Below are 26208 nucleotides of genomic sequence, written 5' to 3'. Positions count from 1 at the left end.
GGTGTTCATGCCCTCTCGGGCATGATTCGCCTCCTCTTCAACTGTGGAGGTAATTATGAAAAAGTTTTTGCGTATTAAGACGTGGTTTGTGCGTCTTTTCTCTCCTGACAAGAAGACTCTGGGAGCTATCGGTGAAGACCTGCGTAAGGTCGCCGTAACAGCCATCGGTGTTGGTATTGTAGGATTGGCTGTATCTGGGGACACTATTACCGTCAAAGAAGCCGGTTTAGTGTTGTTTGTTGGGGTTATCCTGTGGATCTATGGTATAATCTTAACCAAGGTCAGCAATTCCTAAGGGGGTCAAATGGACGCTTTCACATTAGGTATGTTAGGGTTGCTTTTATTTTTCACTGTCGTCACTGGCGGCAGTCTGTATCTCTACCATGAGAAACAGAAAGAAAAAAAGCATCACAATGCCTAAAGAATAACTGCGAAAATGAACGAAAAGGCCAGCAATAGCTGGCCTTTTTTTATACTTGAAGTTTGATGTGTTACATGTCACGATAAGATAAGTGTGACATGTAACGGAAAAGGTGGTTTTTTGAAAGTATCCAATGAAGACGCTCATTCGACGTCAATATATCTCCTCAGAGCCGCTTCACGTCCAGCGTTTTGGCGTGACGTTCCCTTTGATAAGAAACTTGAAGCTGTGAATAGTCTGAATAGCATAGGACGCTCACCCTCAGAACTCACCGAATGGATTAATAAATATCTGACAGCAGAGCAAATTAATAAGCTCGGGACATCTATTAGGCAACGTCGCAGAAGGGGATATGGTGTTGGTAAAAGCATAACTATAAGCGATAACGCCCACAGGATTTTGAAGCGGTTGTCAGAAGTCGATGGTTGCAGTTTGTCAGAAGTGATCGAGAAACGCCTAGCCCGAGCTTATAAAAATACATGGGACCATAAATAGAGTGACACGAGGGGTTGCATTTTTAAAACCCGTGATAGCATCTAAATGAACCCAAACGAATAGGGGTGCTGGCGGCGATGCCGACCATTATCCCGACAATGGAGAAATAGACCATGATGACATTGACTACCGTCTCGAAGAAAACTTCAAATAATTCAGCCCTTGTATTCTGGCGCGTTGGTACAAAACGGAAAGGCATCCTTGATGTCCATATTGATTTTGACCACGAAGAAGCGGATCTTTTGGCTGAGCTCGTAGCCATTCGCTATCTGGCGCTGGACAAACAGGTTTTTTGCAGAGAGCCAGGTGCTGGTGCTGGTTACAAGCTGGTTGTATCTAAAGGCGCAATTAAGAAGCTGGCGCTGGGCAAATCCAGCAAGAAGTTTGCTTTCAAGTTTGCAGCTTGTCTCACCGGTCGCTTGAAAGGCGCAACCATTGAGGTTTCGCAGAGCATGGAGTTCATGGATGAGCCAGGGGAGGGGAATGTTGAGCTCCTCGATGTGGACAAGCAGGCCTATACCCAGACCCATGACGAAATCTCTACACCAGCCATTGGCCCCGTCTTGGTGACTCAACATGCCATCGATCAGTATCAGGCCCGGATAACCTCTGGAGACCCCAAAAAACCGTGGGCCTCACTCGTTGGCCGCCTCCAGCATCCAGAGCTACAGGTCCAGCCTTTTGACGAAAAGGTGGCTCGCCATAAAGCCAGAAAGTATGGCCGCGTCGATAACGTGGAAGTCTGGGGCCACCGCGATTCCAAATTCAAGTACCTCATGGTGATCAACGACGACAACAAGAAGCGTGTTCTCGTGACAGTGTTTGAACGAAATGAGTAAGAAAAGGGAAGTTTTTGATGAAAAAGGGGTTGATAAATAAGTATCAAAATTATGCAGCAACAGAAGAGGCATTTGCTGTTCTATTTGTTAGAAATAATCTTAGAAAGGCTTTGGGTCACTGGGTTGATATAACGGATTCTAGGCAGTACGAAATGTCAGATGATAAACTTCATTTCCGTTATGTTCGTGGCGGCCTGTTCAGGCGAAAAATAGATCCAATGTATCCTAAAAAGTCCATGTTCACCGTTGATGGTGTGTTTAATGAAAAAGCATACATATTGGCTGTTCGCGCTATAACATGGGAGACGGCGAAAAAAGATATTAAAAAACAAAAAGAACAAGGTGTTAAGCCATTGAGATTTAATATAAATGGAATCGTCTACGACAAGAACAAAGACAAGTTTTTCATAGATGAAACGCCACCAGAGATTAGAGTTCTTGAAAAAAACCTTTCTGATCGCACTAATCCATTGTGGGATAAGGCAATGGGTTATATGGCTTCGCCTGAATTTGTTTATAAAATCAAAAATATAAGTATATATAAATAACTTTGAGAGGTAACTGATGCCTGAGAACTTCATTTCTCAGCTCTTAGGGGGCGTTTTGGCTTCACTGATAAGCGAACCGTTAATTTGGTTGCTTTTTGCGGTAGCGGTCGCTGCGTTTTTTGTCAGAATGTATTCACGAAACATCAAGGGGCGGTTCGGAGAGTGGGCGTTATCAAAAATACTGCACAACCGATGTGGGCAGGAGTGCGTTGTTTTGGATGATGTCACACTGGTGGTTTCAGAAGGGGATACGACGCAGGTAGACCACATTGTCATTGCTCCAACCGGAATATTTGTCGTCGAGACAAAGTTCTATAAAGGCCGGATTTATGGCAAGGAATCGGATAAGCAGTGGACCCAGAAAATCTTCAAGAGCACCTATAAGTTCCAGAATCCGTTTCGTCAGAACTACAAGCATGTGAAGGCTATCGAGGCTCTTCTTCCTAACGTCGGGTTGGCAAACATTCATTCCTTGGTTGTCATGCTCGGGGAATGTGAGTGGGCAAGCAAAGAACAACCAGCAGCTCTCTTCACTTCCGGGTGGAAAGCGGCGGACTACATTAACGACATGATTGCCAGTGGACAGAAGGTGCTCGATGTCGAAGAGGCCTCTGCGAGGTTCCAGAGTCTCAGGCTTCAACGTGGTTTGAGGACTAACCGAGCTCACATTGAGAATCTGCGACGGAACAACAAAGTCTAACAACGCAACCCTGCAACCATACTTTGCACCATCAGCGCAAACATAGCTTTGCTGTTCTTCATTCCCTAAAAGGGCAGAAACACAGTCGCTGAAAACGACCCACCTACCTGAAAATGGCTCCAGTGCAACAACTGGAGCTGTTTATGAGATCGAGACCTACCCTTTCACTGATGCGAAATCTGCGGTCATTGGCCGTGGTGGTGCTCGCAACCTTGCCGTGCATCGCTTTTGCACAATGGCGGGTTGTGGCCGTGAGCACCGAAGTAGATGCAATGCGCTTCAACACCATCATGGACGCGCATTCCTTCATGAAGAACTACCGCATTGAAGAGGAGAAGGGGTACGGAGAGTTCGTCAGCGAAAAGCTGTATCCGGTCGAGGGATATGGTGATGGCCGCTACACCTCCAGGATCTGCTTCAAGTACGTTGGCGGGACCGCAAGCTATGACCCTGAAACCTGTACTGGTGGAGCATACTGGCGGTCAACCTACATCCTGCCGGGCGAGATGGACAATACGCCATTCCTTGACCGTGACCTCGGTTTACCATCAACAGCCATGTGTGTGGGGAACCCTATCCATCTCGGCACCGGCAACAAGTTCCAGGCTGAGCTGGATTATCAAAGCGGCGGTTCAGACCCGCTCACTTTCACCAGGTACTACAACAGCCATCTTCCGGATGAAGAGATCGGCGGCTGGCGGCATACCTACTCGCGGAGCGTCGAGGTCAACGCCTCGAAGTACGGTGAGAACATGGTTGTCCTGCACCGGCCAGAAGGGCAGGAGCTCGCCTTCTACGAAACATCCTCTGGATGGGTGCCAACATGGAAAACCGATGACGCCTTAGCCAAAGAGACTACCGGCTGGCGCTACACCCAATCTGACGGGGTGGTTGAGTCCTATGATGAAACCGGACGACTGACCGGCATCGAGAAGCCCAACGGCAATCACATCACCCTGAGCTATCTAAACGGAGAGCTCTCCTCGATCACTGACGGCTTTGGCCGCACCCTCCAGTTCCAGTATCAGGATGGCCGCATGGTCAGTGTCACCGATCCTGCTGGTGGCAGTATTCAGTACCAGTACAACAGCGCTGGCAAGCTGGCGGAAGTGATCTACCAGGACAATACGACTCGCAGCTATCTCTACGATGACCCGAACGCACCTGGTTTGCTCTCTGGGCTGGTGGACGAGAACGGCAACCGTTTCGCCACATGGGGATATGATGCTCAGGGGAGGGCGGTTCTAAGCGAACACGCCGGAGGCGCAGAGAAGACTCAGGTAAGCTACAACGCTGACGGAAGCGTCTCTGTCACCAATGCCCTCGGCCACGTTCAGCGATACACCTACAGTCGCCACAATGGGATGCTCAAGCCTGATGTGGTTGAGGGTGCGCCGTGTACCGGCTTTGTGGGCGGCAAGGAAACCTACGTCTACGACAGCAAAGGGCTCGTCTCCAGCATTACTGACCGCGCTGGGCAGAAGCGCACGTTCACCCATAACGACCGGGGATTGGAAACCACCCAGATAGACCAGGACGGGGGCAAGGTTACGACCGACTGGCTTCCTTCCAAGTCGCTCCCGGCAAAAATCACAGAACCAACAAGGATCACTGAGCTCACCTACGACACTCATCTTCGGGTGATAAGTCGCAAGGTCACTGATCGCAGCTCGGGCGCTTCCCGGACATGGACCTACACCTATGCCCCTGTTGGTACAGGAAAGCCGAGCCTGTTGGCCTCGGTTGATGGTCCGCGCACCGACGTCAGCGATGTGACGACATTTGACTACGATGACCAGGGCAACCTGAGCCGAGCAACGAACGCGCTGGGGCAGGTGACGCAGTTTGGTGACTACGACGCGAACGGTCGCGCCGGGACCATTCAGGGGGTCAACGGTGTAACCCAGACCCTCACCTATGACGCCAGAGGAAGACTTGTCAGCTCCACTGGTCCAGAAGGCACCACGACCTACAACTATGATGCTGTGGGGCTTCTGAGTTCGCTAACCAAGCCAAATGGTGCAACTGTCAGCTATGAATACGACGCTGCCCACCGGCTGGTAGCGGAAACAGATGGACAGGGCAACCGGCGCGAGCTTGAACTCAATGACCTCGGGAACCCAGTAGAAGAGCGTCTGCTTGATGCGCTGGGCCAGACCCGTTGGATAGAGCACCGGATCTTCAACGAAGTAGGCTGGCTCTCCAGTGTCTCCGACGCCTATAGCAATCAGTCATCGTTTTCCTACGATGTGGTGGCAAACCTGATACAGGAGACCAGTCCATCTGGTAACGCGCACTCCTACAAGTACGACGGTTTCCATCACCGGACGCAAACAACCGATCCCCTAGGGAAGGTCACGCAGGTACTCTACAAGGATACCGGCGATGTTTACCGCGTCTCAGACCCTCGTTCGCGCCTGACCTACTACAGCTACAACGGCTTTGGCGAAGTGACTCAAGTCCGGAGCCCGGACACCGGCACCACCGACATTACCTATGACGAAGCCGGTAACGTGGCAACGCGCAAGACGGCCAAGGGGCAAACCACAAGCTACAGCTATGACGCGCTGAACCGGATCATCGAAACCTCCACCGATGTCGCTGGCGAATCGCCAATTCTGTACGGGTATGACGAAGCAACCTCACCATACGGCATGGGCCGCTTGACCTCAGTCGATGATGGCAACGGTGTCCGGAGATTTGGCTACACACCCGAAGGATGGCTGGCTTACGAGACCTGGGAAACCCACGGGCAGAGCCTGACGACCCAGTACCAATACGATGGTGCAGGCCTCGTCACAAAGATCACGTATCCCAGTGGCCGTGAGGTCTCCTACACCCGTGACTCAGCCGGTGACGTCATCGAGGTGACAACGACACAAGCAGGCACCACAACAAGCCTGGCAAGCCAGATTGAGCGAGCGCCCTTTGGCCCCGTCACCAGTATGGTCAGAGGGAACGGCATTTCAGAAAGCCGCGCTCTGGATCTCGATTACCGCGTCACCGGCATCGACGCTACCAGGGTGCATTCGCTGGTCTATCGGTACACGCCAGACTCGTTGATTTCAGCCATAGACGACAACCTCAGCTCATTAGTCAATCAGTCGCTCAGTTACGACGCGGTTGGCCGCATCACCTCTGCTGAGGGGCTCTATGGCGTTTTGGGCTATGGCTATGACGCCACCGGCAACCGGACCTCGATCACCACCGATGGCCTGAGCCAGAGCTACACCATCAACTACATGAACAACTGGTTGGTAAAAGCCGGGCAAACCTCCAGAAGCTATGACGCCAATGGCAACCTGACGAAGCAGGGGACGGATACCTTCACCTATGACAGCCAGAACCGGCTGGTGGCCGCAACGGTCGCTGGAGTGACAGCGAGCTACACATACAACCATCTGGATCAGCGTGTAACCAAGACCCTAAACGGGCATACCCGGCTGCTAGTTTACGACCTGGCAGGAAACCTCATCGAGGAGCTGGACGCGGCCACAGGAGACGTGCTGGCGGAGTATATCTGGCTCGATGGCACTCCCCTGGGCTTTGCTCAGTCAGGACAGACCTACCAAGTCCACGTCGATCACCTGGGCACCCCGAAGGCGCTGACCGACACCAGCGGCCAAGTGGTTTGGAAGGCGAGCTACAGCCCGTTCGGTAAGGCCAGCGTCACCACCCAGGGGCCAACCTTCAACCTGAGGTTCCCAGGGCAGTATTTCGACGCGGAGACAGGTCTCCACTACAACTGGCGGCGTTACTACGACCCAGCGACTGGGCGGTACATCACCAGCGACCCGATTGGGCTGGCTGGTGGGATTAACACCTATGCCTATGCGCTGAGCAACCCGATAGGCAATGCAGATCCAACAGGGGAGTTTGTGCCGCTTCTATTGGGGGCCTATGCTGCTGTTGAATTTGCCTTGAGCGCTTGGGACGCCTATGACACGTTCAAGACTATCACCAGTGATTGCGCTACAACAGGAGAGAAATGGACTGCTGGTGGGCTGTTTGCTGCGGGGATTATCCTGCCGGGTAACTATGGATGGGTTGATAATGTAGCAAAAGACGCGAAAGCATACTCAACAATATTTGAGACAACACTGAAAAAGACATCATACCCAGGCAAGAGCAGAGCGAAACATTTCCAGGAGGCAAACGAAAACCTACTGAGCCAGATGGAAATTGATTCCGAATTTAATAACATGATGAAACATTTAGGTGTAGATATAAAAAGAACACCTACAGGCCTAGCTCCGAGAAGACCTCCGGAGGGCTTTACATGGCATCATGAGGTTGAAGATGGTCTTATGAGGCTGGTTCCAAGAGAGCAGCACACACCTGGTAGCGCCTACTGGAACGTACTACACCCTAACGGACGTGGAGGATATTCAATATGGGGGAAATGAATGTGCTAATTGACGTGACGAAGAATATATCCAGTTACGACGAAGAAATGACGATATACGCAAGGAAACCTTGGACATTATCGTCAGAGGTTGTTGTAGCATTTGAAAGTGAAAATGGTGAGCCGCCAGAAAATATAAAGCAACTAGGGCTTGAGTATTTTTTAGAAGTGTTTCTTGCAAAGGATCTGATTGAAACGTTGAGGTCAAGCAATAAGTCTGTGCAGGGTCCTGATGAGATTTGTCAAAGAGTGATTGATTATGCGATTAATGATGCTTAATCGAATGTATATTTGGTTTTTTTTGGCGATAGGTGCCGTGATTGGGGTGATAGGTTCAACTATGTCCTTAATCGAGTTCTGCCACAGTAAACGACGGTGAGTAATGACTAGAAATAAAGCAATTGCGGCATACTTGATCTGCCTGCCAGCTTTGGGTGGTGTATTTGGACTCCTTTCCTATGTGGCGTACAGGCTAATAAATGGAAATGATTCCATGTTTGTATTTGTGATGATGATGGCTGTATGGGGAGGTTTTGGAATCTTTATCGGTGCTTATGGTGTTTTTCATACGATTCGGACAGAAAAGAAAATCAATGAATTTATGGGTGGAGGTGGAAAATAGGTCTGAGGGCTGGTCTACGCGAACGTTTCTGGCGTTGGCCCAGCCGACGTCAGCGCCCAAGTGGTTTGGAAGGCGAGCTACAGCCCCTTCGGCAAGGCCAGCATCCCTCTCTTTCACATGTGAAAGTTGCTTCTTTCGTTCCTTTATGCGCCCCAAAAGGGCAACTTGAGACGAGTGTTTTCTTAATAATCAAAGTGATAATTAGAGCATTTAGAAAAACAGGAGCGTTGTATGAATCTTCTCCGGCAAATTTTTGGCTATAAGAAAAAACACTCAAGATATGCGGAAGTGAATCAGGAAATTAAAAAGCAGTTGGAAGAGACACGTCTAAGCATTAGCAAGAGAGCCGGAGTGCATTTAGACCTTTCATCAATATTGTTGGCTCGCAAATACATTTATGTTCCGTTTAATGAAAAAGAAGAAGCAAAAGCTCTAGGTGCAAGGTGGGACAAACCCGTGAAGCGCTGGTATGTTCCAGAAGGAAGAGATGTAAAACAATTTCAAAAATGGCTGTACCCTCATGCTCTTCACGGAGTTTCAGTAACCCCGCCGCTATATATTATCAGCACAACTTGTCACTGCTGGAAGTGTTTTAGTCCAACAAAGGTTAGCACTCTTGCTTCATTCGGTTTTGAGGATGCACTTATTACATACGGCTATATTGAAGGTGGGAACTTTGAGTTGGAGGATGCACTGAGTAGCCCACAACTTGGATTTGAGAAACGTTACTCTCGAACGATAAAAAGCTCTTACTTCACAGTTCCTTGTAAAGAGTGCAACTCAATTCAGGGTGATAATTTCATCATTTTCGACTCCGATGCTCCGTTAACACCACTTTATGGTTCAGAAGGCATGATTCTTGAGCATATTATTCATGAACCTGTTTGGATCACTGCTACTTATACCGTAAACGCAGAATCACCACTTATACCATTTTTAAAATCGTAGTTATGAGATTCCTAGTGAAAAATTAATGAGTTATTCTTGGTACAGTAGAGCTGTCGCTCGATCTTGAAAAGGTGGATTTCAAAACAATGAAAAATATGAAGGTAATAGCTTTGATAATGGCCGCAGCCGCATCTGGCTCGTCAGTCTACGCCGCGACATTACCGACCAGTGAGGTGGACGCATACATACTTGCGATGAACACCATGTCACCGATCACTGCTAAGTACACCATCCAGTACAAGCAAGCGGTTGAGCAAAAATGCAATACGGCCCTGAGTGTTGAGCAGCTCAACTCAAAGGCATTCACCAATGTTGTCCAGGCAATGGTGAGTAGTGAGACCGTCGATAGAATGGGGCTGGATGCTGCTGGTGGATCACTCCAGGATACCCTGTCTGTGATCGGCAAGAACGTTACTTGCAACAACCTGAACGCGCCATTTAAAGCACTCCTGGATGATAAAGACTTCACCCGAAAGCATCAGCACCTATCGAAGGTTTTGCATACGTGGGATGAGGTGGTTTCGCAGAGCAAACCTTGAATAATAAAAAGGAGCCTAACTGGCTCCTTTTTTAATGGGGATGATGTTACGTTCGTGGACGTTATTTTCACTCGGGATATGTAACGTTGAAAAAGGCGTACCGACAAGAGAGTGGTCACATAGCTCTCCATAATAGATAAGCGACAAAATCTCTTGCTCGTTGATTTTTCCCACCTTAAAAAGGTAATTGATAATTGCTGTATCCAGTAGGTCGTGACACCCATTAAGCAAGTCCACGATATTGGCCGCAGCTTCATTTTCCTCTCCGTCATCTCGACCAGCTAATACCGATTCAACCCAAGCCTCAAGGCTAGGGTGTCCCTCAGCGAGTTGTATTTGACGGCACTCGTTCTCGATCAACCCTGTGATTGCTTCGTTGAGCGTTCCGCCATAAGTCGGCATGTTGAGAACGACTCCAAATCCAGGGATTTCTTTTTGGATTGGCTTCGCATCCTTGGGAGCTGATTTCAGCCACAGGAAAAACCAGATCCCAGAGCTTATGTCTTCCGGCTTGACTTGGTTGGCCGCAAGGAATTTGGAAACCTCGTTACAGATGATGCCATCTGGCGCGGCCATCTCGTAAATACCCGCCATCAGATCTTCAAGGCTCTTATACATATTATTTCTCGCACCTGCACATTATGTATCCACTATCGCTGTTAAGCCGATCCCTCGCAAGTATGTTCCAGCGCGACATTATACCGTTTTGTCGTAACCTGTAAAATTATCGTATTACCGTAATTATGATAATTACGGTAAATGATCGTAAAGTCTGCGTGGTTTGTTCTACTTATTAAAATGTATCTTTGAAAAAGTAGAGTTTTTGAAATAGGATAGGTGGTGGAGAATGCCAACTTTATACGAGGAGCGAGATCAGTGATTTTTGATGTAAGAGCAGCCTTCGAGGTAGCGCTCCAGACGGACACCCACCTGGTACTTATCGATCTGGATCAGGGAGCATCAGTTACGAACGATGCGGAAGCGGTAATCGCCTGGTTGGCCGCAAACCTCGAAGGTGGAATTGGAAAACGTAAGGTGTACTACCGGGACACCTATGAACGATTTGATGAGCTCAAGGTTAATGCTGGTACTTTTGCCGGTTTTTCTCCTTGTAGCGAAGGCCAGCAGATCGCCTTGGCTAAGATGCTGGACAAGTAACCCTGTACGGAGAACTCGATGTTAAATAAGAACAAATTTGAAAAAGTGTTAAAGAGAATCCTCGATAAGAACTTTGAGCGCTGCTCTATTTGCAGGAAACCATTCCCTGGACCGTGCCATACTTTTGCGGGTTTGGATTCGGACAATAAAGTTCAGAACGTAGGTTCTTGCTGTCGGACCAGTATTGTGGACTTGCGGCATGGAGGTGTGTATACGACCGCTCCTGTAGATACTCAAGAGGGGCAAAGTCAGGTGCGTGAGCTGCTCGCAACGCATCCTTGTAAGGAGATGATGGGACATGCTTAGAAAAAAAGTCTTTTTTATCAGTCAAGCGGAGGCCGAAAGACTGGAGCCGGTTCCCGGTGCGGCCATGATCTCCATAACTGACCCTGATAAGTCCCCTGCTACGCTTGGTGCCTGGGAGCTATTGTACCGTGACAGCTTCTACGACGGAGGCTATTCCGAGAACACCATCTACACGATGAAGTCAGCGTTCCGGATGAATTACGCATCCTACATCGACTCGTTCCAGGCTGAAAAGCTGTCCACCTTCCTAGATGGATTGGTTGGTAGCGGTATCGATCAGATATTCGTTCATTGCTACTACGGTGAATCCAGAAGCGGAGCGGTAGCGCTGTACCTACAGAACAAACATGGTTTCACTCCGAACAAGCCGATCACCAAGCCCAATCGAACAGTTTACGAATTGCTGTGCGCTCCGACCAAGTATGAATCACTGATACAAAGCTACGAAACGCAACATATTGAGAGGGAAACCCCTCTCCACCTCAAAATATGGGATTTGGTTCTCGTGGCGGTCGGCCTTAGGAGGTGATTTTGTACAATACGAACAACGACAAAGAAGGGCCAATTCCACTTACAGGAGCCCCTGTTCCGTTAGAACAAAGCGTCCGTAGTGAGTTGCTGCCATCATCGAGTTCTCTCCAGAACATCCATGACAACCCTGCCATCGCCTATCTGTTGAGTCTTGGCTCAAAGCGAAGTAGGCAGACTATGGGCTCATTCCTTAATATTGTCGCCAAGATGATCGGGTTTCAGAACCTTCGTGATTGTGCATGGAGCTCAATGAGGAGGCACCACATTTTGGCCGTGCTCGAAATGCTAAGCGATTCAGGTAAAGCTCCGGCAACCATCAACACCTATCTCGCAGCGCTGAAAGGTGTAGCTCTTGAAGCGTGGACGATGAAACAAATAGACACGGACAGTTTCCAGCACATTAAGCAAGTGCGCTCTGTGAAAGGGTCCAGGCTACCCAAGGGCAGAGCCCTTGAACGCCATGAAATTCGCAGTCTTTTTTTCACATGTGAAAGCGATCTAAGCTCCAAGGGGGTGCGTGACGCGGCTATTTTGGGGGTTCTTCTCGGATGCGGTTTACGTCGTTCTGAAATTGTCGCCTTGGACATGGTGGACATGATTTATAAGGACCGAGCTCTCAAGGTGCTTGGCAAGGGCAACAAAGAGAGAATTGCTTATGTACCTGGCGGTGCATGGAAAAGACTGGAGAAGTGGGTTGAAGAGGTTCGGGGGGAGCATGAAGGTCCTCTTTTCCCGAGGATAAGGCGATTTGATGATGTGACAGGAGAGAGGATGTCTGATCAGGCCATCTACCACATTCTGGAAACCAGAAGAGTCGAAACAGGTCTGGAAAAGTTCGCCCCTCACGATCTTCGGCGTACCTTTGCCTCCTCGATGCTGGATAACGGTGAGGACATTGTGACCGTGAAGGATGCTATGGGCCACTCAAGTATCGCCACCACCCAGAAATATGACAGACGTGGTGATGAACGTTTGAAGAGAGCAAGCCAACGCCTCGATCTAGCGGATTAACAACATGAATGATGAAGAACTCGAACTCGCCAGAGCCGATGCCATAAAAGACGATAGATGCTTTTCAAAGGGGCGGCTCAGGGATGAATTTAGGATGAAGCCCAAGCCCGGAGTGGAGCCTGTTTCGTTCTACAAAAACGGGTATGGCAGACATTTTGGCGTGTTCCGTATTGCTGATTGCGAGCCAATGAAGAGCAGGGCCTGTTCACCGGCCTCAGAAAAACAAATCAGGGCTCAGCTTATCCTATCTATCAAAGCAAGAATGCGTAGCAACCTAGCAAAAGCATCGGTTGTGGCTGAAACATGGGTAAACCTGGAGCCCGTAGTTCTCGACACTGAGACGACCGGCCTTGGTGAAAGAGACCAGGTGATAGAGTTGGCTGTCACAGACATCTGGGGCGATGTTCTACTGAACACCAGGTTGCGGCCAACCGTGAAAATTTCCCCTCATGCAATGGATGTTCATGGAATCAGCGAGGCGGATCTGACGAATGAGCCTATGTGGCCTCAAATTGCGCCAGCTCTTGCCCAGCTTCTCTCTGGCCGACATGTAGTGATATTTAACTCCAGTTTCGATAGCAGGCTGTTGAGGCAGACTGCCGGTGCATTTGGAGATCATATGCCTTGGTGGGAAGAGAAAAATTTGCTGTGTGCGATGACGCTGGCGTCTGATGCCTTTGGTTCAACCAACCGGCACGGCACTATCTCGCTTGCGGATGCAACCTACCAAGCAGGCGTGGTTTGGAAAGGTCGAGCCCATTCAGCAGCGACCGACGCCATTGCCACCGCCGATCTGGTGACAGAGATAGCAAAAGTCCAACGTAATCTCGTGGTTCAGCTCCAGGAGCTTCAAAGCAAAGGTAATTTGGAATGACAGAACAATCCTACGGCGAAAGCCTGAAATTTTTCTCAGACTGGCAGAAAGACCCGGCGAAACGTACCGGCATTAATGTGCAACACACGCTAACCAGAGGTGATTATCCTACTGTCAGCATCGAGATTGCACCGATCAGGGCGTCGGGGTCCAGCCCAGACTGGAAAAGCAAGATCACAGTGCAACTCACTCGTGGCGAGCTGACGGCGTTTTGCTGTGTTCTCTTTGGCTTGCGTAGCAAGGCTGAGGGTTCATATCACGGTGACTCGAAGAACAAGAGCTTTGCGGTTTACAACAACGGCAAAGCCGGTGTTGCAATCATTCTCAGCGAGAGAGGCAACCAGCTCCAGAATTTTATCAATGATGACGACCGGATGGAGCTTGCAGTTTTCGCAGTTCGCCAGCTTTCCAACGCATGGAAAGTTACCCCTTCTGATGCCATCGCGCTGCTACGCCAATCAGCGTGGATGGACCGAAATTTGTCCTAATCGAGCAAATCTAGGCACCCTAAAAGTCGTCCTATAACCACAAAGTTAGACCATCATGCAAAGTGGGGTATAATGGGTGCCAGCCCCACCCCCGCAGTCCCACTCAGCCACATTTCTGGCCTGACCCGCGCTTTTCTTCTTTCTCTCTTTTTCTCTCTCTTTCTCAATCTAATCTCACACACGAAGGTCAAACAGGACACCCGCCGAAGCGAAGCGGAGGCGTATTCTTGCTTCCTCCCCCTCGTTGCATGATGGTCTAATACTGTCTACTATGTAACCAATGATCTGTTAGAACAAACCCACACACAGGCGGCAACATGGCTAAAAACTTCATTTCAGAACAATTCTCGGCCATGTGCCGGGACTTAACGAACCTGTCTTCCATTATCAAACGACTACCACCACGGTACGCAAAAGTTGCGGCCATCCCCCCTACCAGAAAGGGAATGGAGAATGAGCGTATCAACAATATTGTCGTGACGGAACAAATAGGACGCGAAGCTCTTGAACTCGCAGCGCATAGCTACAAAGATCTGCACATCAACCCAGACTATTCGCAGAAGTCCGCCAGGCGCACAGTGGGGGTCCTATGGTTCTCCCCTTCCAAAGTCGGGCTGGCTGCTGAAATTGCTGCAACAGTTGATCGTATCAATGCGGCCAAAGCCGGTATAGAAGAGTTCATTATCTCTACATACCCCTCCAGGCAAGAGCGGTTTGAAGCACTTCGAGTAGACTGCCCTGGAGTAATGACACTTCACCTTTACAGGCAAATCCGATGCTATTCCAGTGGCGACATCGACTCTATCCGCTTCACCTGGCAACGGAAGGACTCTTTAAAGAAGCCTGTGAAAGAAGAACTCTTGCAACGAATAAGAGAGGAGCTTGAACGCTCTGGTGCTGACTATCAGCTTCCCCTTGAACAACTTATCCAGAGGATAGTCAGCACTCCAGAGCCTTACCTCCGGGAGCGAAGGGAGGTAAAAGTGCAGCCGGTAGCAAACGTCATGGCCGCAGGCGTACTCAAAACCGTTACCGCGCCCATGCCCCTGATTCTGCTACAAGACAAGGATGTTGAGCTCAAAATGCTTCGCAGCTTCGACGCATCAGAACAGCGCAAAACACGATCAGATAAGTCGGCTTCTGAAATCCTTGGCACCTTTGGCGGCGTCACCATCGAATCTACCCCTGAGTAAACGTGACCATGTAACAAAACCCTTCTCAGCACGGAAGGGTTTTATCCAGACGAAATAATTTCAATCTATCTTGCTTTAATGTATAATTACGATAATTATCATATTACGGTAATTATCGTAATTACCGAGAGAAAAAGGAACGTTATTATGGCTAGAAAATTAGTTGAGTACGACGATGTAGCAGCAGCGGCACAGCGGCTCAAAGACGCAGGTAAACGTCCAACTCTCATCGCGGTCAGAGATCTGATTGGCAAGGGAAGCTACACCACCATATCAACATTTCTAAAACAGTGGTCAGAGGAACATTCTCTCGATGATGAACCCGTAGAAGTGATTCTACCTGAATCGGTTATGAGTGATGCTCAGCTCTTTCTCCAGAAAATATACACTGTTGCAAAAGCCAGTGCTGATGATCAGCTTGAACGCGAGCGAGAGCTTCTGCGCCAAAAAGAGATTGAGTTCCAAGAAGACATGCAGCAAGCCGTGGATATGGCTAATGATGCCACAGAAAAATCTGAGCTTTTGGAAGAGCAGCTTGAGGCTATAACCAACAAAAAAGCAGAAAGTGATGCTGCTCTTGCTAAAACTGAGAGCTCGTTATCACTCAAATCTGCGGAGTTAGAACGCTCTCTAACTGACATAGAAAAACTAGAAAAGCGGATCATGGATTTGGAAGGAAAGTTGGAAGCGAAATCCACCGAACTTACCCGAGCTCAGGACCACTTAGAGCAAGCTGAAATCGAAAATCGCTCTTTGAGCCAAAAATTGGCAACTACAGAGGGTGAGTTAGCTGCTCAAAAAGGCAAAAGTATAGAGCAGACTGAAAAACTCCGGGCAGCTCACGAGCAAAATAAAGCGTTAAAAGAGCAGCTCGAAAATACACAGGCCAAATTGGCCCAATCACAGGACTCCCTCGCCACAGCCAAAGCTCATGGCGAATCCTTAGAACGAGAGTGCCAGCGTCTATCTGGTGATGTCCAAAAGCTGGAATCTAAACTCTCTAGCGCCGAAGCGGAAGCTCGCTCTCTTGTTCAAGACAAAGGCGTTATTGCTGGTCAGTTACAGGAAAAAGACCAGCAGACCAGGAACCTTGAACAGAGACTCAATGAGGCGCTGACCAAAATTTCGGGGTTAGAGTTAGAACTCGTTAAAGCTGGCAAGGGAGGGAAAAAGAAAGAGGAAAACTGATGGCGCGTAAGGCTAAATATTCAGAAGAGTGGCGAAGCAGAGCGGCTGCTCTTCAAGCCAATATCGAGGAGGCTATGAAACTAGCCTCTGCGTCTATTGGTGACGATGGCTGGTTACACCGGCTGCATGTCTGGGTTGCAGAAGTGGCCCAGGGTAACGCCCCAGACTGGTGGACAGATCTGGATTGTGAAGTATCACTCCCCCGAGAAGAAAAGCGGGTCAGCACCTTCATCTCAACACAAAGGAAACGCATCACTTTTCAGATGTGTTTGGCGTAGGAGGTTTCATGAAGCAACTACCTCCTGATACACCCGAACAATCACTGATCACTCAGTATAAAGGGCCTCGACTTGTCGTTAAGGCTTACGCTGGTACGGGTAAAACAACTACGTTGGTTAAATATGCCCACAACAACCTCAATTCCAGAATCCTCTATTTGGCATACAACCGAGCCATCCGCGACGAGGCCAGAGAGAAGTTTCCTGCAAACGTGGACTGCAAAACATCCCATCAGCTTGCATACGCCACTATTGGAAGAAGCTATCAGCATAAACTCACCGGCAACCTAAGACTTACCGATATAGCGCAAGCGGTAAATACGAAGAACTGGACCTTTGCCAAAGACATTATTGACACGCTCAACGCCTTTATGTGCAGCGCTGACACGCGGATTCTTTATACTCATTTTGCTCGTGCTGACACTGGCAAGTTGCTTACATCCAAACAGGAGAGATACCAAATACAAGTGATTGAGGGTGCTGAGCTTATATGGAAGCGCATGACCAACGCCGAAGATCCGTTCCCTACTGTCCACGACTGCTACCTAAAGCAGTATCAACTAGGTATGCCAAATCTTTCTCGCCGGTACACGACTATTCTTTTTGACGAAGCTCAGGACGCAAACCCTGTCACAAGCAGTATCGTTTTGCAGCAGAACTGCAAGGTAATATTGGTTGGAGACCGCCACCAGCAGATCTATAGGTTCAGAGGAGCAAACAACGCTCTTGATAGCAAAGAGCTTATGAACGCCGATCAACTCTATCTCACTCATAGCTTCCGCTTTGGTCCCAACGTGTCGCTTGTGGCAAACGCTCTTCTTGAACTCAAAGGTGAAACTCGCCCAGTCATTGGCCGGGGGCCAGCAGATCAGGTAGTTATGTTTTTACCAGGCGATGTAGGCCATCGAGCAATACTTCACCGAACCGTAATGGGTGTCATTGAAACTGCTCTATCTGCTACCGAAGCAGGTTCACAAGTTTTCTGGGTGGGTGGAATTGACGCTTACCAGATTAACGAGCTCCAGGACTTGTATTGGTTCTCGATGGCTGAACCTGAACGGGTCAAAAATAAGAAACTGCTTGATGAATATGAAGACTACTTTGAGTATCAAGAAGTAGCCAAAGCGACAAAAGACCCCGAGATGATGAGAGCTGTCAAAATCATCAACAGCTACGATGAAATACCTGAGCGACTCACTGTTCTTCGACGAAATACAGTCAAAGAAGAGTTTGGTGCCGATATTACGGTTTCGACTGCCCATCGCTGCAAAGGGCTTGAATGGGACTTTGTTCAGCTCTATGACGACTTTCCTGATGTCCTTGACCCTGAACTCGACCCTATGGCTCGTGATGACGAAATAAACTTGCTCTACGTCGCCTCCACCAGGGCGATGCGTATCCTCGCCTTGAACAGCGCTGTAGAGATGGTTATCCGCTACATTACCCAAAAGCGATTAGTCGAAAAGCAGATAAAGATGGCTGCTGAGGCCAAAGAAGTTGAAGAGGACACGTCCAAATAGCTTGGTCAATTCTTTCACATGTGAAAGTTGACAAATAAAACGCTCTAAGCGCCCTAAATGGGCGCTTACACCTGCCTAATTTCACGCCGCCCACCTCTACCATAACCAACATGGGAAAATACGTGCGTGAGACTATGAAAAAATCACCTTTGAACTTACTGCTCCTAGCATCGCTCACGCTGGGGGCATCACACCAGGCTTGGGCTCAAGATAGCACTAGCTCAGGTTTTTATGAGCGAAAAGAAGAGGGTTGGTTCTGGTACAAAGAAGAGCCAAAAGAACCAGAGAAGAAACCCGAAAAGCCTAAACCGAAGCCGGTGGCAGAAGCGAAGCCAGCGCCGTCGAAGCCTACCGATCCACAGCCGAGCGGTCCAGAAATGTTTTCGGCAAAATGGTTCCGAGAGAACTTACCCAAGTACAAAGATCTAGCTTGGAACGACCCGACTGTTGAAAACGTCAGGACGTTCCTCTACTTGCAAAGATTTGCAATAGACCGCTCAGAGCAATTTTCTGATGCAACAGAGCTTGCTGTTGTGGGTGATCCCTTTTTGGATGAGATAACCAGACGCCCAGCGGCCACGTTTGCTTCACAGCAGGTGGATCGAGATGCTGGCAACGCCAAAAATATGCTGCTCAAAAGTGTTGCCGACCGTGTGGGGATATTCTTCTTCTACAAGTCAGATGACGACTACAGCGAATTACAAGCTCCGCTCATCAAAATGCTTGAACAAGGAGAAGGCTTCTCGATTATCCCTGTGTCTATGGATGGTAAACCTCTCCCCAGTGGAATCTTTCCTAATTACAAAACCGATGAAGGCCATGCCAAACAACTTGGCATCGTAACTTTCCCTGCTGTTTACCTAGCGTCTCCGGATGGTCAATTCGCCCCGATAGGACAAGGACCAATGTCACTTCCTGAGCTGAACCACCGGATTTTGGTCGCAGCTAAACGCAACGGCTGGGTATCAGACGAAGAGTTCAACCGTACTCGTCCGGTGCTCAACCTAGAAAACAACATAGCCGAACGCTTGGCATCACCAGAGTTGGGGTCTGACCTCCAACAGCTATCACAAGCGAGCGGAGACAAAGACAACTTCGTACCACCGGAACAACTAATGAAGTACATCCGGGACAAATTACAGGAGAACTAAAATGGTCACGCACAAGACATTAAAAAGGAGCCTGATTGCCCTAAGTGTGGCGACCAGTCTCTTTATTGCTCCAACAGGAGCTATGGCATCTAACGGCCTACAATCTCAGATGGACAAGCTGTTCAATGAAATGAGTAATACAACACCGCCTGGTGTTTATGAAAGCCAGCGGCGCGGTGTGTTAGCTGGTGGGCGATTCACTGCCAAGACTCGTATCTTTGACGAGAATTTGGTGAGTTTTGCACCTCCATCATGGAAAGCAGGTTGTGGTGGTGTGGACCTATTCGGTGGGTCACTTTCATTTATTAATGCCGATCAAATCGTCCAGCTTCTTCGTGCTGTCGCAGCAAATGCCAAAGGCTATGCCTTCCAGCTTGCACTGGATAACGTTTTCCCTGATGGGGCTAAATGGATAGAGAACTTCCAAAAGAAGGTGCAAGCACTCAACCAACATCTAGGAAATTCCTGCCAACTAGCGCAAGGGATCGTAAACGACCTAACCAGCAGTATGGACGTTAAGCACAAAACCGATGCTTCTATCACCGCCACAACTTCCGGCTTGTATGAAGACTTTTTCGGGTCCAAACAGGAAACCAGCGGTAAGAGCCCTCTGGAAGAACTAAAAGCCAACAAGCCTGATGAATACAACAAAATGATTGGCAACATTGTTTGGAAGCAACTAAAGGGCAACAACGCAAACACCTGGTTCCAGTACGGGGATAACACTCTGCTTGAAGCGATCATGTCTTTAACTGGCACGGTAATCATTGGTGATCTTGTCAACGACCCTAGCTCAACCGGAACTGGCGCAAAAACTACTCCTCTGACGACGCTACCTGGCAACAAGATTACCCTTTCAGACTTGATTTCAGGTGGCTCTGTTGAGATTTACTCTTGTGATAGCGATACGACCAATTGTTTGAATGCCGGAACCTCCAATAAAACGGTCGCGCTCAAAGGGATTAAGAACCAGATCACGGATATGCTGCTAGGAACCAGCTCTACTCCGGGAGTTATCTACAAATACGCAACCAACTCAGGAACCTTGACTGACCCGGAAAAAGCCTTTGTATCTAATCTTCCAGGAGGCATAGGCACCATTGTTCGTAACTTGTCTGTCCTCTCGCAAGACGGAGCTAACCTTTTCGCCACGGAGTCATCAGGAGCAATTGCTCTGGCAATGATGTATAGCTTTTCGGAAGAGTTTTTCCGTGCCGCTCGTATTGCAATGGCAAACAGCAACTCACCCTATAAAAAAGAGGCTCTAGATCTTCTCTCTCAATCACAACAGCAAATCCGTGGCGAGTACACAATCCTTGCCTCTCAGTATGGCGACCTAGCGAGCCAAATTGAGAAATATAACAACCTACTGGACAACATCCGCAAGCAAAAATACATGCTGGCAACTTTGTCCAATCCTCCTAGCACAAACTAAGGGGCAATAGGAATGGGAGCTTTTTCAATCTACTCTATTGGTGACTCTGCTTTTCTGGAGCAAATCCTGATTGCAGTATCAATGATCACCGGAACTGGAGACTTCGAGAAAATGGTCAGTATCGGCCTGCTTCTTGGTGTCTTAATGGTCTGTATTCAGTCTGTCTTCCAAGGCGCAAAGCAAATAAACATTCAGCAGGTTCTGGTCGGCTGGATTCTGTATGCTTGCTTCTTCGGCCCGACCACAACAGTGACTATCGAAGACGCTTATACTGGGCAAGTTCGGGTCGTAGCCAATGTACCTATTGGTGTAGGTTTTGCTGGTGGCGTCATATCCAATGTGGGATACACCATCACCAATTTGTTTGAAACCGGGTATGGCGTGATCGTCCCTAATGTTACGGAAAGCCATTTCTCCGAAACACTGAAACTGCTTAACGACGTCAGAAGGCGAGCCTATGACACAGGGGTGTTCACCGCTCTTAACTCTGCAAATGGCGGAGGCTACGTTGACGTGAGACGCTCTTGGAACAACTACATCAGGGAATGTACGTTGACTAAAGTCGATCTTAACCTCATGTCACTTGATGAGTTAATGAATCGTTCTACTGATTCTGCTTTACGTTTCAACTCGCAGCTCTACGGTACTCGCTTGTATTTATCTACGTCAGACCCAGATGGAGCAGATTACACCTGTACAGACGGATGGGTGGCAATTAGTTCTGCCACCGCAAACCTGAGCAGTCCCGTTGTTGTTGATGCCCTGAACAGCTTGCTTGGCATAGACACTTCAACCGGCGATAACGCACTAACGAAGCTGACTGATTCCCTTCAAGCTATGGGAGCCACCACTACATCATCAATCGACTACCTGAAAGCCGCCGTTCTGGAACCTCTCTATTACGAAGCCGCAGCAGGTCGCTATCAGGATCTCCAGGATTACGGTTCTGCTTTGATGGTCAACCAAGCGATCCAGCAACGTAACACTCAATGGGCCGCAGAACAGTCTATGTTTATGACGGTCGTTCGCCCAATGCTGACGTTTTTCGAGGGTTTCATCTACGCTATCACCCCGATAATTGCTTTTATCATTGTGATGGGCAGCTTTGGGCTCCAGTTGGCTGGTAAATATGTTCAAACCATACTCTGGATTCAGCTCTGGATGCCGGTTCTCTCGATTATCAACCTCTTTGTTCACACAGCCGCGTCAAACGAGATGTCTAGCCTCAGCGCTTCTGGCCTCAATTCTATGTACGCACTATCTTCGACTGGGGATGTGTTGCAACACTGGATAGCTACAGGCGGGATGCTTGCAGCGGCCACCCCTGTAATTTCACTGTTTATCGTCACAGGTAGTACCTATGCCTTCACCAGCTTAGCATCAAGAATTAGTGGCTCTGACCATGTTGATGAGAAGATGCAAACACCAGATCTCCTCAAGCAAGGTCCGGTCATGCAGAGTCAGCCAGCTTACAATCACAATCAGTTCAGTGGAGCGATGGCGAACGGCGCAGAAAGCATGATCAGCACCTTCTCTCTTGGTTCCACATTGGCCTCAGGAGTTAGTTCCGCTCAAGCGTTACAAAGTCAGAAATCAGAGGCATTCCAGAGCACCTTAGGGCGAGGTTTTTCTGATGGAGTGAGCCAGGATCAAGCATATTCGAGACTCTCCAATGTAGGGCGCAATGTATCTTCGCAAAACACAGCTCAGAGCCAGCTCGTCAACCAGCAAGCCAAGAACTTTATGGATAAGTTCCAGGTGGACGATACTCACTCCGATGCTGTAAAGGGTGCGTTTGCCATGCAGGCTATGGGCACTCTCGATGTTGACGAGGCGGCGTCCATGCTCATGCCTATGGTTGGCAAAGCGAGAGCAGCGATGAAGGCTGCTGCTGGAGTTAAATCTAGTAGTACAGCTCTTGTTCCCGCCGGAGGTGAAGGTCAGTCTGGTGGTGGCGGTAGTGATCTCCTTGACATCAAAGCACAAGCAAAGGGATCAACAGAGTCATCCGCGCAAGACTCTTCAAGCTGGTCTGCAAGTGATGTGTCTCAGTTCATGAAAGGTGTTAGTTATTCGCAGACCGATAGCCAAGCGTTAACGAATCAATTAGCACAGGGTTTCAGCCGCTCTGGTAGCGAATCATTTAAGCAAACATGGGGGGATAACCTTTCACAGAATCTGTCCAAGTCGGCTTCTGAGTTGGTTTCTGCGTCAGATACATTCACGACAATGAGCCAGCTCCAGAATCAAATGGGGTCCATGACGAACACCGACTTTAAAACTCTCGGTGGCGCTGTCGCGCAAACTCCAGCGGCTATGAATCAACTGAACGACTACTTCCGTAATGCTGCACCACAGTCTGTGAAAGACGAGGCTTCTTCACTACAACAAAGATACCAGTCTTACGGAATGTCCCCTCAAGTGGCTCAAGCAGCAGCGCGAATGACTGCAATGACTAACTCCAAAAACTACGAACCTGGTAAGGAGCTTGGTGGGTATCAAGCAGCACTACAGGCTATTAATACCGCATCAGGTCGCAATGGAGCGTTTAATGGCGATGCTTACGGAAATAACGGCATTGAAGGTCCTAATGTTCAAGGGCTGCCTTCCCAGGTTCAAGGAGCTGTTGGCAGTGGCCCCAACTTACAACCTGGATTTCGTGAGAATGTGGCGGGTATGGCAGGAACCAATCCTGCGTCAGAAGCCAGCCAGTTACCAACAGACAGTCCACTTGTTCAAAATGACAATGCTATCGGCTCAGCAGCTCTTAACAATAAAGCACAGCAAACTGAGCGTGATGTGTCAGCTCCTGAATTGAAAAAATCTCAGGACAACCTTATGAACTCGCTTCCAGAGATGTCCAAGAGCGCATCTTCATGGGGCGCGTGGGATAACTCCTCTGATTGGATGGGCCGTAGAGCTGAGCAAGCTGGCGGAGCTCTAATTGCTGGGAGTCAGGCTGGCGCAGATGCTTTTTCTAAAGCGATGGACCAAATGAGAACGATGACACCTGAACAGCGAGATCAATTCATTGCGGCGACTCAACGGGGAGATGAAGCGGTAAAAGAAGAGTTTGGCTGGGCCGGTGATGCTTTGGTTGGGATGGCTAAACTTGGCCGCAACGTCATGGGAGCTGCGGCCAGCGGATATGATGCAGCCAAAGAATGGTTAACAGGTAAATCCGACCTGTCAGAAGCGGCCAAAGGAATGAACATTGAGGAACGAGGAGCGTTCTATGCAGCCGCTCTTGCCTCAGCCTCAGAAGCAGGTGGTGGAGCGGCTCAGCAGTTTATGAGCCAGTACGGTGATGAGTTTAAAGAGACTATGCAGTCTATTGCTCAAAGCCGATACGGGCTGACGGAATCCCAAGCTGCTGTTTATGCTGAATCTTTTGATACCAACCAAGGGCGCATGGACCAAGCTGTTCAAAACCTGAAAATGGAATACGCAGAACGCAACCCAGATGGCTCACCAATGATGCAAGATGGTCAACCTGTTCTTTCTCAGCAGAACGAACAATTTACAGACAAGTTGGTAAACGTATTGCAAAACTCGACAGACGCCGGGGATCGTTCAGGAAGCTATCTGACAGCCATCAGGGGCTACAACATAGCAAACCAGCGGTTCTAAAAACAAGCAAACAATAAGGGGGCCATCGGCCCCCTTATTCGTCTCCAGCTCCAATATGATACTTCTGATCAAAGTCGTAGGAATCTTGAAAACCACCAGCATGTTTCTTTATACGTCGAGTAGGCGGTGCCTCTTTGTAAGCTGACCGAGCAGATCGGACTAACCATGTCATTCCAAACAGGGCTCCGACCGCTAAAGCAACTTGCCACTGGAAGTAGGCGATCCCCCCCCAAAAAACCACAGCAGCCCAAAGGCTTTTGTGAATAAAAAATAGGAACCGAGCCCCCCAAACTGCAAAAGGAGCCAATGCCACACCAAGCCCCCAAGGGGTATCAGCCATCATAGCTATTCCAAGAAGAACCATTCCCAGTAGCAGAATATTGATCACATGCTTCATACAAAACCCCTCACTCAATCTTTAAATCAAGTTTACCACAGCATCAAAAAATGCAACTGTGAAAATTTGACTATTTTTTGCTAAGAAAGCATTTCATCAAGAAAATTTATGATTAAAATGCGCTCCGAAACTTTCACATGTGAAAGTCAGACCTTACGGAACAAGGCATTTGTTGACAAACCATTACATAGTTGAACATGTCAAACAGATCGCATAAACTATGCTACAGGCCATTGCTAACGTTTTGGTCCCTATCTGCAACATCGCAGAGTCTTTATTTCCAAATATCTCATTTTGTAAACTCCATCATCCTTGTGTGGTCGGGGCGCTCCTTTGCCTTCCCTGCCCTCCTCAGCTCCTGCTGTATTCGCAATTTCAGCCCTCGCTGTATCCATAAAATCACTTATACCAAAACGCTATTATATATCCCAAAATATCGCACCTCCCGTGCGCTATTTCCGTCATTCCATTGGCGCACTTTCTAATACTATTTCAAAATAATTCGTATCTTATTGATTACTAATAATATTGTAACTTTGTACTGTCGGTACAAAGTTAAGTGTATGTTTTTAAAGGTTTTCTATTGTTTACAGCATCATTATTTGGGCTTATAAAGGGCGCAAAATATGTCAGTTTGTGACAATAGAGAAACTCTAAAAGCGTTCATTTAATAACGCACTTTTAGTATTGGTAATAACGCAGTTTAAGGGGTGGCAACAATGGACAAATGCCAAGTAATAGACATCCCAATCGACCCGGAGAAAAAACGCGAATGGATCAAGTACAAATTAAAGATCCAGGGGCTTTCTCTGGCCGCATTGGGTAGAAAACACAAAACTTCTCGGCAGGTAGTGTCTACAGCACTCTACAAGCCCAGCCCACGTTGGGAGCACGAGATAGCGACAGCTTTGGGTATGAAGCCGTCTGAGATTTGGCCTGAGCGGTATGACGAAGAACACGAAATACCCATTAAACATAAGGAGGCAAGCTGATGAAGAACAAAGCAAAAGTATTGGTTCTTTCTGCGGCTCTCTTGTCGTCAACAGCAAATGCTATTGACCTGAGTGGGACGGTCTTCGACAAAGCTGCGAAAGCACATAACCTTGATCCTCTTCTGGTGTATTCGGTCGCATTGGCCGAATCTGCCTCTGGACGAGGTAACGGCGCTATAAGTCCTTGGCCTTGGACGCTTCGCGTTCCGGGGCTTCCTTTCTATGCCAAGTCGGAAGACCAGGCCAAGGCGAAGCTGGCTGAATTTCAGCAACAGTATGGACGGGCAATTGATGTTGGGTTCATGCAAGTGAACATCCGTTGGAATGGTCACAGAGTATCTTCACCAGCAGAACTTCTTAACCCTGAAACCAACGTAATGGTTGGTGCAGAAGTGCTTTCAGAAGCCATTCAGTCATCTCCAAATGATTTGGAGCTTGGTATTGGCCGTTATCATGCCTGGGAAGACGAAATCCGAGCCAGAAACTACGGTAGTCGAGTCTTGGCTATCTATCGCAACCTTCGTGATTTGTGAGGGGGA

General features: G+C 48.6%; 27 protein-coding genes. 25 read left to right on the top strand and 2 right to left on the bottom strand.

Translation table 11 applies throughout. From position 1 onward, the window contains the following. Positions 1–55 precede the first annotated feature (55 nt). The 11 genes from CXF88_RS15940 to CXF88_RS15895 all read left to right on the top strand — a co-directional run bounded on the left by CXF88_RS15940 (position 56) and on the right by CXF88_RS15895 (position 9517). Complete coding sequence (locus CXF88_RS15940) at positions 56–295, top strand: hypothetical protein (RefSeq protein ID WP_021326768.1); 240 nt, start codon at positions 56–58, stop codon at positions 293–295. Positions 296–304: 9 nt separating this feature from the next. Next, positions 305–421: a hypothetical protein gene (locus CXF88_RS22005; RefSeq protein WP_013141592.1), complete on the top strand. Its 117-nt coding sequence runs from the start codon at positions 305–307 to the stop codon at positions 419–421. Between the two features lie 120 nt (positions 422–541). Further along, positions 542–916: a hypothetical protein gene (locus tag CXF88_RS15935; RefSeq protein WP_113847821.1), complete on the top strand. Its 375-nt coding sequence runs from the start codon at positions 542–544 to the stop codon at positions 914–916. A 113-nt stretch (positions 917–1029) separates the two neighbouring features. Then, on the top strand, positions 1030–1755 hold the full coding sequence (locus tag CXF88_RS15930; RefSeq protein WP_071681608.1) for a hypothetical protein: 726 nt from the start codon (positions 1030–1032) through the stop codon (positions 1753–1755). A gap of 17 nt (positions 1756–1772) precedes the next feature. Further along, a complete protein-coding gene (locus CXF88_RS15925) occupies positions 1773–2303 on the top strand; it encodes a hypothetical protein (protein WP_071681606.1) in 531 nt (176 codons plus the stop codon). A 16-nt stretch (positions 2304–2319) separates the two neighbouring features. Beyond that, positions 2320–3003: a nuclease-related domain-containing protein gene (locus tag CXF88_RS15920; protein ID WP_071681604.1), complete on the top strand. Its 684-nt coding sequence runs from the start codon at positions 2320–2322 to the stop codon at positions 3001–3003. A gap of 251 nt (positions 3004–3254) precedes the next feature. Beyond that, positions 3255–7409, top strand: a complete 4155-nt coding sequence (locus CXF88_RS15915) for an RHS repeat-associated core domain-containing protein (protein WP_242445181.1) — start codon at positions 3255–3257, stop codon at positions 7407–7409. Next, on the top strand, positions 7397–7687 hold the full coding sequence (locus tag CXF88_RS15910) for a hypothetical protein (RefSeq protein WP_000504362.1): 291 nt from the start codon (positions 7397–7399) through the stop codon (positions 7685–7687). The genes CXF88_RS15915 and CXF88_RS15910 overlap by 13 nt, the downstream gene beginning before the upstream one ends. Before the next feature lie 103 nt (positions 7688–7790). Then, positions 7791–8030 (top strand): hypothetical protein, encoded by a 240-nt coding sequence (locus CXF88_RS15905; RefSeq protein WP_071681602.1) that lies wholly within the window; start codon positions 7791–7793, stop codon positions 8028–8030. A gap of 231 nt (positions 8031–8261) precedes the next feature. Further along, entirely contained in the window at positions 8262–8978 is a 717-nt protein-coding gene (locus CXF88_RS15900; RefSeq protein ID WP_071681598.1) for a DUF5710 domain-containing protein, read from the top strand. A gap of 86 nt (positions 8979–9064) precedes the next feature. Continuing rightward, positions 9065–9517 carry a hypothetical protein gene (locus CXF88_RS15895; protein ID WP_071681594.1) on the top strand — a complete coding sequence of 151 codons (453 nt, stop codon included), beginning with the start codon at positions 9065–9067 and terminating at the stop codon, positions 9515–9517. A gap of 15 nt (positions 9518–9532) precedes the next feature. On the opposite strand, the gene CXF88_RS15890 is transcribed toward CXF88_RS15895, so the two are convergent. Beyond that, positions 9533–10135: a hypothetical protein gene (locus tag CXF88_RS15890; RefSeq protein WP_021293852.1), complete on the bottom strand. Its 603-nt coding sequence runs from the start codon at positions 10133–10135 to the stop codon at positions 9533–9535. A gap of 258 nt (positions 10136–10393) precedes the next feature. On the opposite strand from CXF88_RS15890, the gene CXF88_RS15885 reads away from it, so the two are divergent. The 12 genes from CXF88_RS15885 (at position 10394) to CXF88_RS15825 (ending at position 24280) form a co-directional block, all read left to right on the top strand. Then, complete coding sequence (locus CXF88_RS15885; RefSeq protein WP_114822873.1) at positions 10394–10675, top strand: hypothetical protein; 282 nt, start codon at positions 10394–10396, stop codon at positions 10673–10675. 298 nt (positions 10676–10973) lie between these two features. After that, complete coding sequence (locus CXF88_RS15875) at positions 10974–11510, top strand: hypothetical protein (protein WP_071681588.1); 537 nt, start codon at positions 10974–10976, stop codon at positions 11508–11510. 2 nt (positions 11511–11512) lie between these two features. Then, entirely contained in the window at positions 11513–12523 is a 1011-nt protein-coding gene (locus tag CXF88_RS15870) for a tyrosine-type recombinase/integrase (RefSeq protein WP_071681586.1), read from the top strand. Between the two features lie 4 nt (positions 12524–12527). After that, positions 12528–13397 carry a 3'-5' exonuclease gene (locus CXF88_RS15865; RefSeq protein ID WP_071681584.1) on the top strand — a complete coding sequence of 290 codons (870 nt, stop codon included), beginning with the start codon at positions 12528–12530 and terminating at the stop codon, positions 13395–13397. After that, complete coding sequence (locus CXF88_RS15860) at positions 13394–13885, top strand: hypothetical protein (protein WP_071681582.1); 492 nt, start codon at positions 13394–13396, stop codon at positions 13883–13885. The genes CXF88_RS15865 and CXF88_RS15860 overlap by 4 nt, the downstream gene beginning before the upstream one ends. A 317-nt stretch (positions 13886–14202) precedes the next feature. Beyond that, the gene (locus tag CXF88_RS15855) at positions 14203–15078 is read left to right on the top strand and encodes a DNA replication terminus site-binding protein (RefSeq protein ID WP_022635564.1); all 876 of its coding nucleotides are present in this window, start codon (positions 14203–14205) and stop codon (positions 15076–15078) included. A gap of 147 nt (positions 15079–15225) precedes the next feature. Further along, a complete protein-coding gene (locus CXF88_RS15850) occupies positions 15226–16266 on the top strand; it encodes a DNA-binding protein (RefSeq protein WP_022635565.1) in 1041 nt (346 codons plus the stop codon). Then, complete coding sequence (locus CXF88_RS15845; protein ID WP_071681580.1) at positions 16266–16544, top strand: hypothetical protein; 279 nt, start codon at positions 16266–16268, stop codon at positions 16542–16544. The genes CXF88_RS15850 and CXF88_RS15845 overlap by 1 nt, the downstream gene beginning before the upstream one ends. A gap of 8 nt (positions 16545–16552) precedes the next feature. Continuing rightward, positions 16553–18064 carry a UvrD-helicase domain-containing protein gene (locus tag CXF88_RS15840; protein ID WP_071681578.1) on the top strand — a complete coding sequence of 504 codons (1512 nt, stop codon included), beginning with the start codon at positions 16553–16555 and terminating at the stop codon, positions 18062–18064. 110 nt (positions 18065–18174) lie between these two features. Next, positions 18175–19215: a conjugal transfer protein TraF gene (traF, locus tag CXF88_RS15835; RefSeq protein ID WP_071681576.1), complete on the top strand. Its 1041-nt coding sequence runs from the start codon at positions 18175–18177 to the stop codon at positions 19213–19215. A gap of 1 nt (position 19216) precedes the next feature. After that, positions 19217–20650 carry a conjugal transfer protein TraH gene (locus CXF88_RS15830; RefSeq protein ID WP_022635567.1) on the top strand — a complete coding sequence of 478 codons (1434 nt, stop codon included), beginning with the start codon at positions 19217–19219 and terminating at the stop codon, positions 20648–20650. Positions 20651–20662: 12 nt separating this feature from the next. Further along, positions 20663–24280, top strand: coding sequence for a conjugal transfer protein TraG N-terminal domain-containing protein (locus CXF88_RS15825; RefSeq protein WP_022635568.1), 3618 nt, complete (start codon positions 20663–20665; stop codon positions 24278–24280). A gap of 34 nt (positions 24281–24314) precedes the next feature. Here CXF88_RS15825 and CXF88_RS15820 read toward each other — a convergent pair whose 3' ends face one another. Next, the gene (locus CXF88_RS15820; protein WP_071681574.1) at positions 24315–24677 is read right to left on the bottom strand and encodes a permease; all 363 of its coding nucleotides are present in this window, start codon (positions 24675–24677) and stop codon (positions 24315–24317) included. Positions 24678–25396: 719 nt separating this feature from the next. Here CXF88_RS15820 and CXF88_RS15815 point away from each other — a divergent pair. Both CXF88_RS15815 and CXF88_RS15810 read left to right on the top strand, forming a co-directional pair. Then, positions 25397–25669, top strand: a complete 273-nt coding sequence (locus CXF88_RS15815) for a helix-turn-helix domain-containing protein (protein WP_023043913.1) — start codon at positions 25397–25399, stop codon at positions 25667–25669. After that, entirely contained in the window at positions 25669–26202 is a 534-nt protein-coding gene (locus CXF88_RS15810; RefSeq protein WP_071681572.1) for a transglycosylase SLT domain-containing protein, read from the top strand. Before CXF88_RS15815 ends, CXF88_RS15810 begins: the two co-directional genes overlap by 1 nt. Positions 26203–26208: the final 6 nt, after the last annotated feature.

Origin of the sequence: Shewanella sp. ALD9 (assembly GCF_002836315.1) — a bacterium.
GTDB lineage: Bacteria > Pseudomonadota > Gammaproteobacteria > Enterobacterales > Shewanellaceae > Shewanella.
Note: the sequence above shows the minus strand (reverse complement) of the source record. Positions and strands in the feature narration are given on the sequence as shown.

Excerpts from the sequence above, each read along its gene's own strand:
- CXF88_RS15940 (WP_021326768.1), top strand. The coding sequence starts at position 56 with ATGAAAAAGTTTTTGCGTATTAAGACGTGGTTTGTGCGTCTTTTCTCT.
- CXF88_RS22005 (WP_013141592.1), top strand. The coding sequence starts at position 305 with ATGGACGCTTTCACATTAGGTATGTTAGGGTTGCTTTTATTTTTCACT.
- CXF88_RS15930 (WP_071681608.1), top strand. The coding sequence starts at position 1,030 with ATGATGACATTGACTACCGTCTCGAAGAAAACTTCAAATAATTCAGCC.
- CXF88_RS15925 (WP_071681606.1), top strand. The coding sequence starts at position 1,773 with ATGAAAAAGGGGTTGATAAATAAGTATCAAAATTATGCAGCAACAGAA.
- CXF88_RS15920 (WP_071681604.1), top strand. The coding sequence starts at position 2,320 with ATGCCTGAGAACTTCATTTCTCAGCTCTTAGGGGGCGTTTTGGCTTCA.
- CXF88_RS15910 (WP_000504362.1), top strand. The coding sequence starts at position 7,397 with ATGGGGGAAATGAATGTGCTAATTGACGTGACGAAGAATATATCCAGT.
- CXF88_RS15905 (WP_071681602.1), top strand. The coding sequence starts at position 7,791 with ATGACTAGAAATAAAGCAATTGCGGCATACTTGATCTGCCTGCCAGCT.
- CXF88_RS15900 (WP_071681598.1), top strand. The coding sequence starts at position 8,262 with ATGAATCTTCTCCGGCAAATTTTTGGCTATAAGAAAAAACACTCAAGA.
- CXF88_RS15895 (WP_071681594.1), top strand. The coding sequence starts at position 9,065 with ATGAAAAATATGAAGGTAATAGCTTTGATAATGGCCGCAGCCGCATCT.
- CXF88_RS15890 (WP_021293852.1), bottom strand. The coding sequence starts at position 10,135 with ATGTATAAGAGCCTTGAAGATCTGATGGCGGGTATTTACGAGATGGCC.
- CXF88_RS15875 (WP_071681588.1), top strand. The coding sequence starts at position 10,974 with ATGCTTAGAAAAAAAGTCTTTTTTATCAGTCAAGCGGAGGCCGAAAGA.
- CXF88_RS15865 (WP_071681584.1), top strand. The coding sequence starts at position 12,528 with ATGAATGATGAAGAACTCGAACTCGCCAGAGCCGATGCCATAAAAGAC.
- CXF88_RS15860 (WP_071681582.1), top strand. The coding sequence starts at position 13,394 with ATGACAGAACAATCCTACGGCGAAAGCCTGAAATTTTTCTCAGACTGG.
- CXF88_RS15855 (WP_022635564.1), top strand. The coding sequence starts at position 14,203 with ATGGCTAAAAACTTCATTTCAGAACAATTCTCGGCCATGTGCCGGGAC.
- CXF88_RS15850 (WP_022635565.1), top strand. The coding sequence starts at position 15,226 with ATGGCTAGAAAATTAGTTGAGTACGACGATGTAGCAGCAGCGGCACAG.
- CXF88_RS15845 (WP_071681580.1), top strand. The coding sequence starts at position 16,266 with ATGGCGCGTAAGGCTAAATATTCAGAAGAGTGGCGAAGCAGAGCGGCT.
- CXF88_RS15840 (WP_071681578.1), top strand. The coding sequence starts at position 16,553 with ATGAAGCAACTACCTCCTGATACACCCGAACAATCACTGATCACTCAG.
- traF (WP_071681576.1), top strand. The coding sequence starts at position 18,175 with ATGGGAAAATACGTGCGTGAGACTATGAAAAAATCACCTTTGAACTTA.
- CXF88_RS15830 (WP_022635567.1), top strand. The coding sequence starts at position 19,217 with ATGGTCACGCACAAGACATTAAAAAGGAGCCTGATTGCCCTAAGTGTG.
- CXF88_RS15825 (WP_022635568.1), top strand. The coding sequence starts at position 20,663 with ATGGGAGCTTTTTCAATCTACTCTATTGGTGACTCTGCTTTTCTGGAG.
- CXF88_RS15820 (WP_071681574.1), bottom strand. The coding sequence starts at position 24,677 with ATGAAGCATGTGATCAATATTCTGCTACTGGGAATGGTTCTTCTTGGA.
- CXF88_RS15815 (WP_023043913.1), top strand. The coding sequence starts at position 25,397 with ATGGACAAATGCCAAGTAATAGACATCCCAATCGACCCGGAGAAAAAA.
- CXF88_RS15810 (WP_071681572.1), top strand. The coding sequence starts at position 25,669 with ATGAAGAACAAAGCAAAAGTATTGGTTCTTTCTGCGGCTCTCTTGTCG.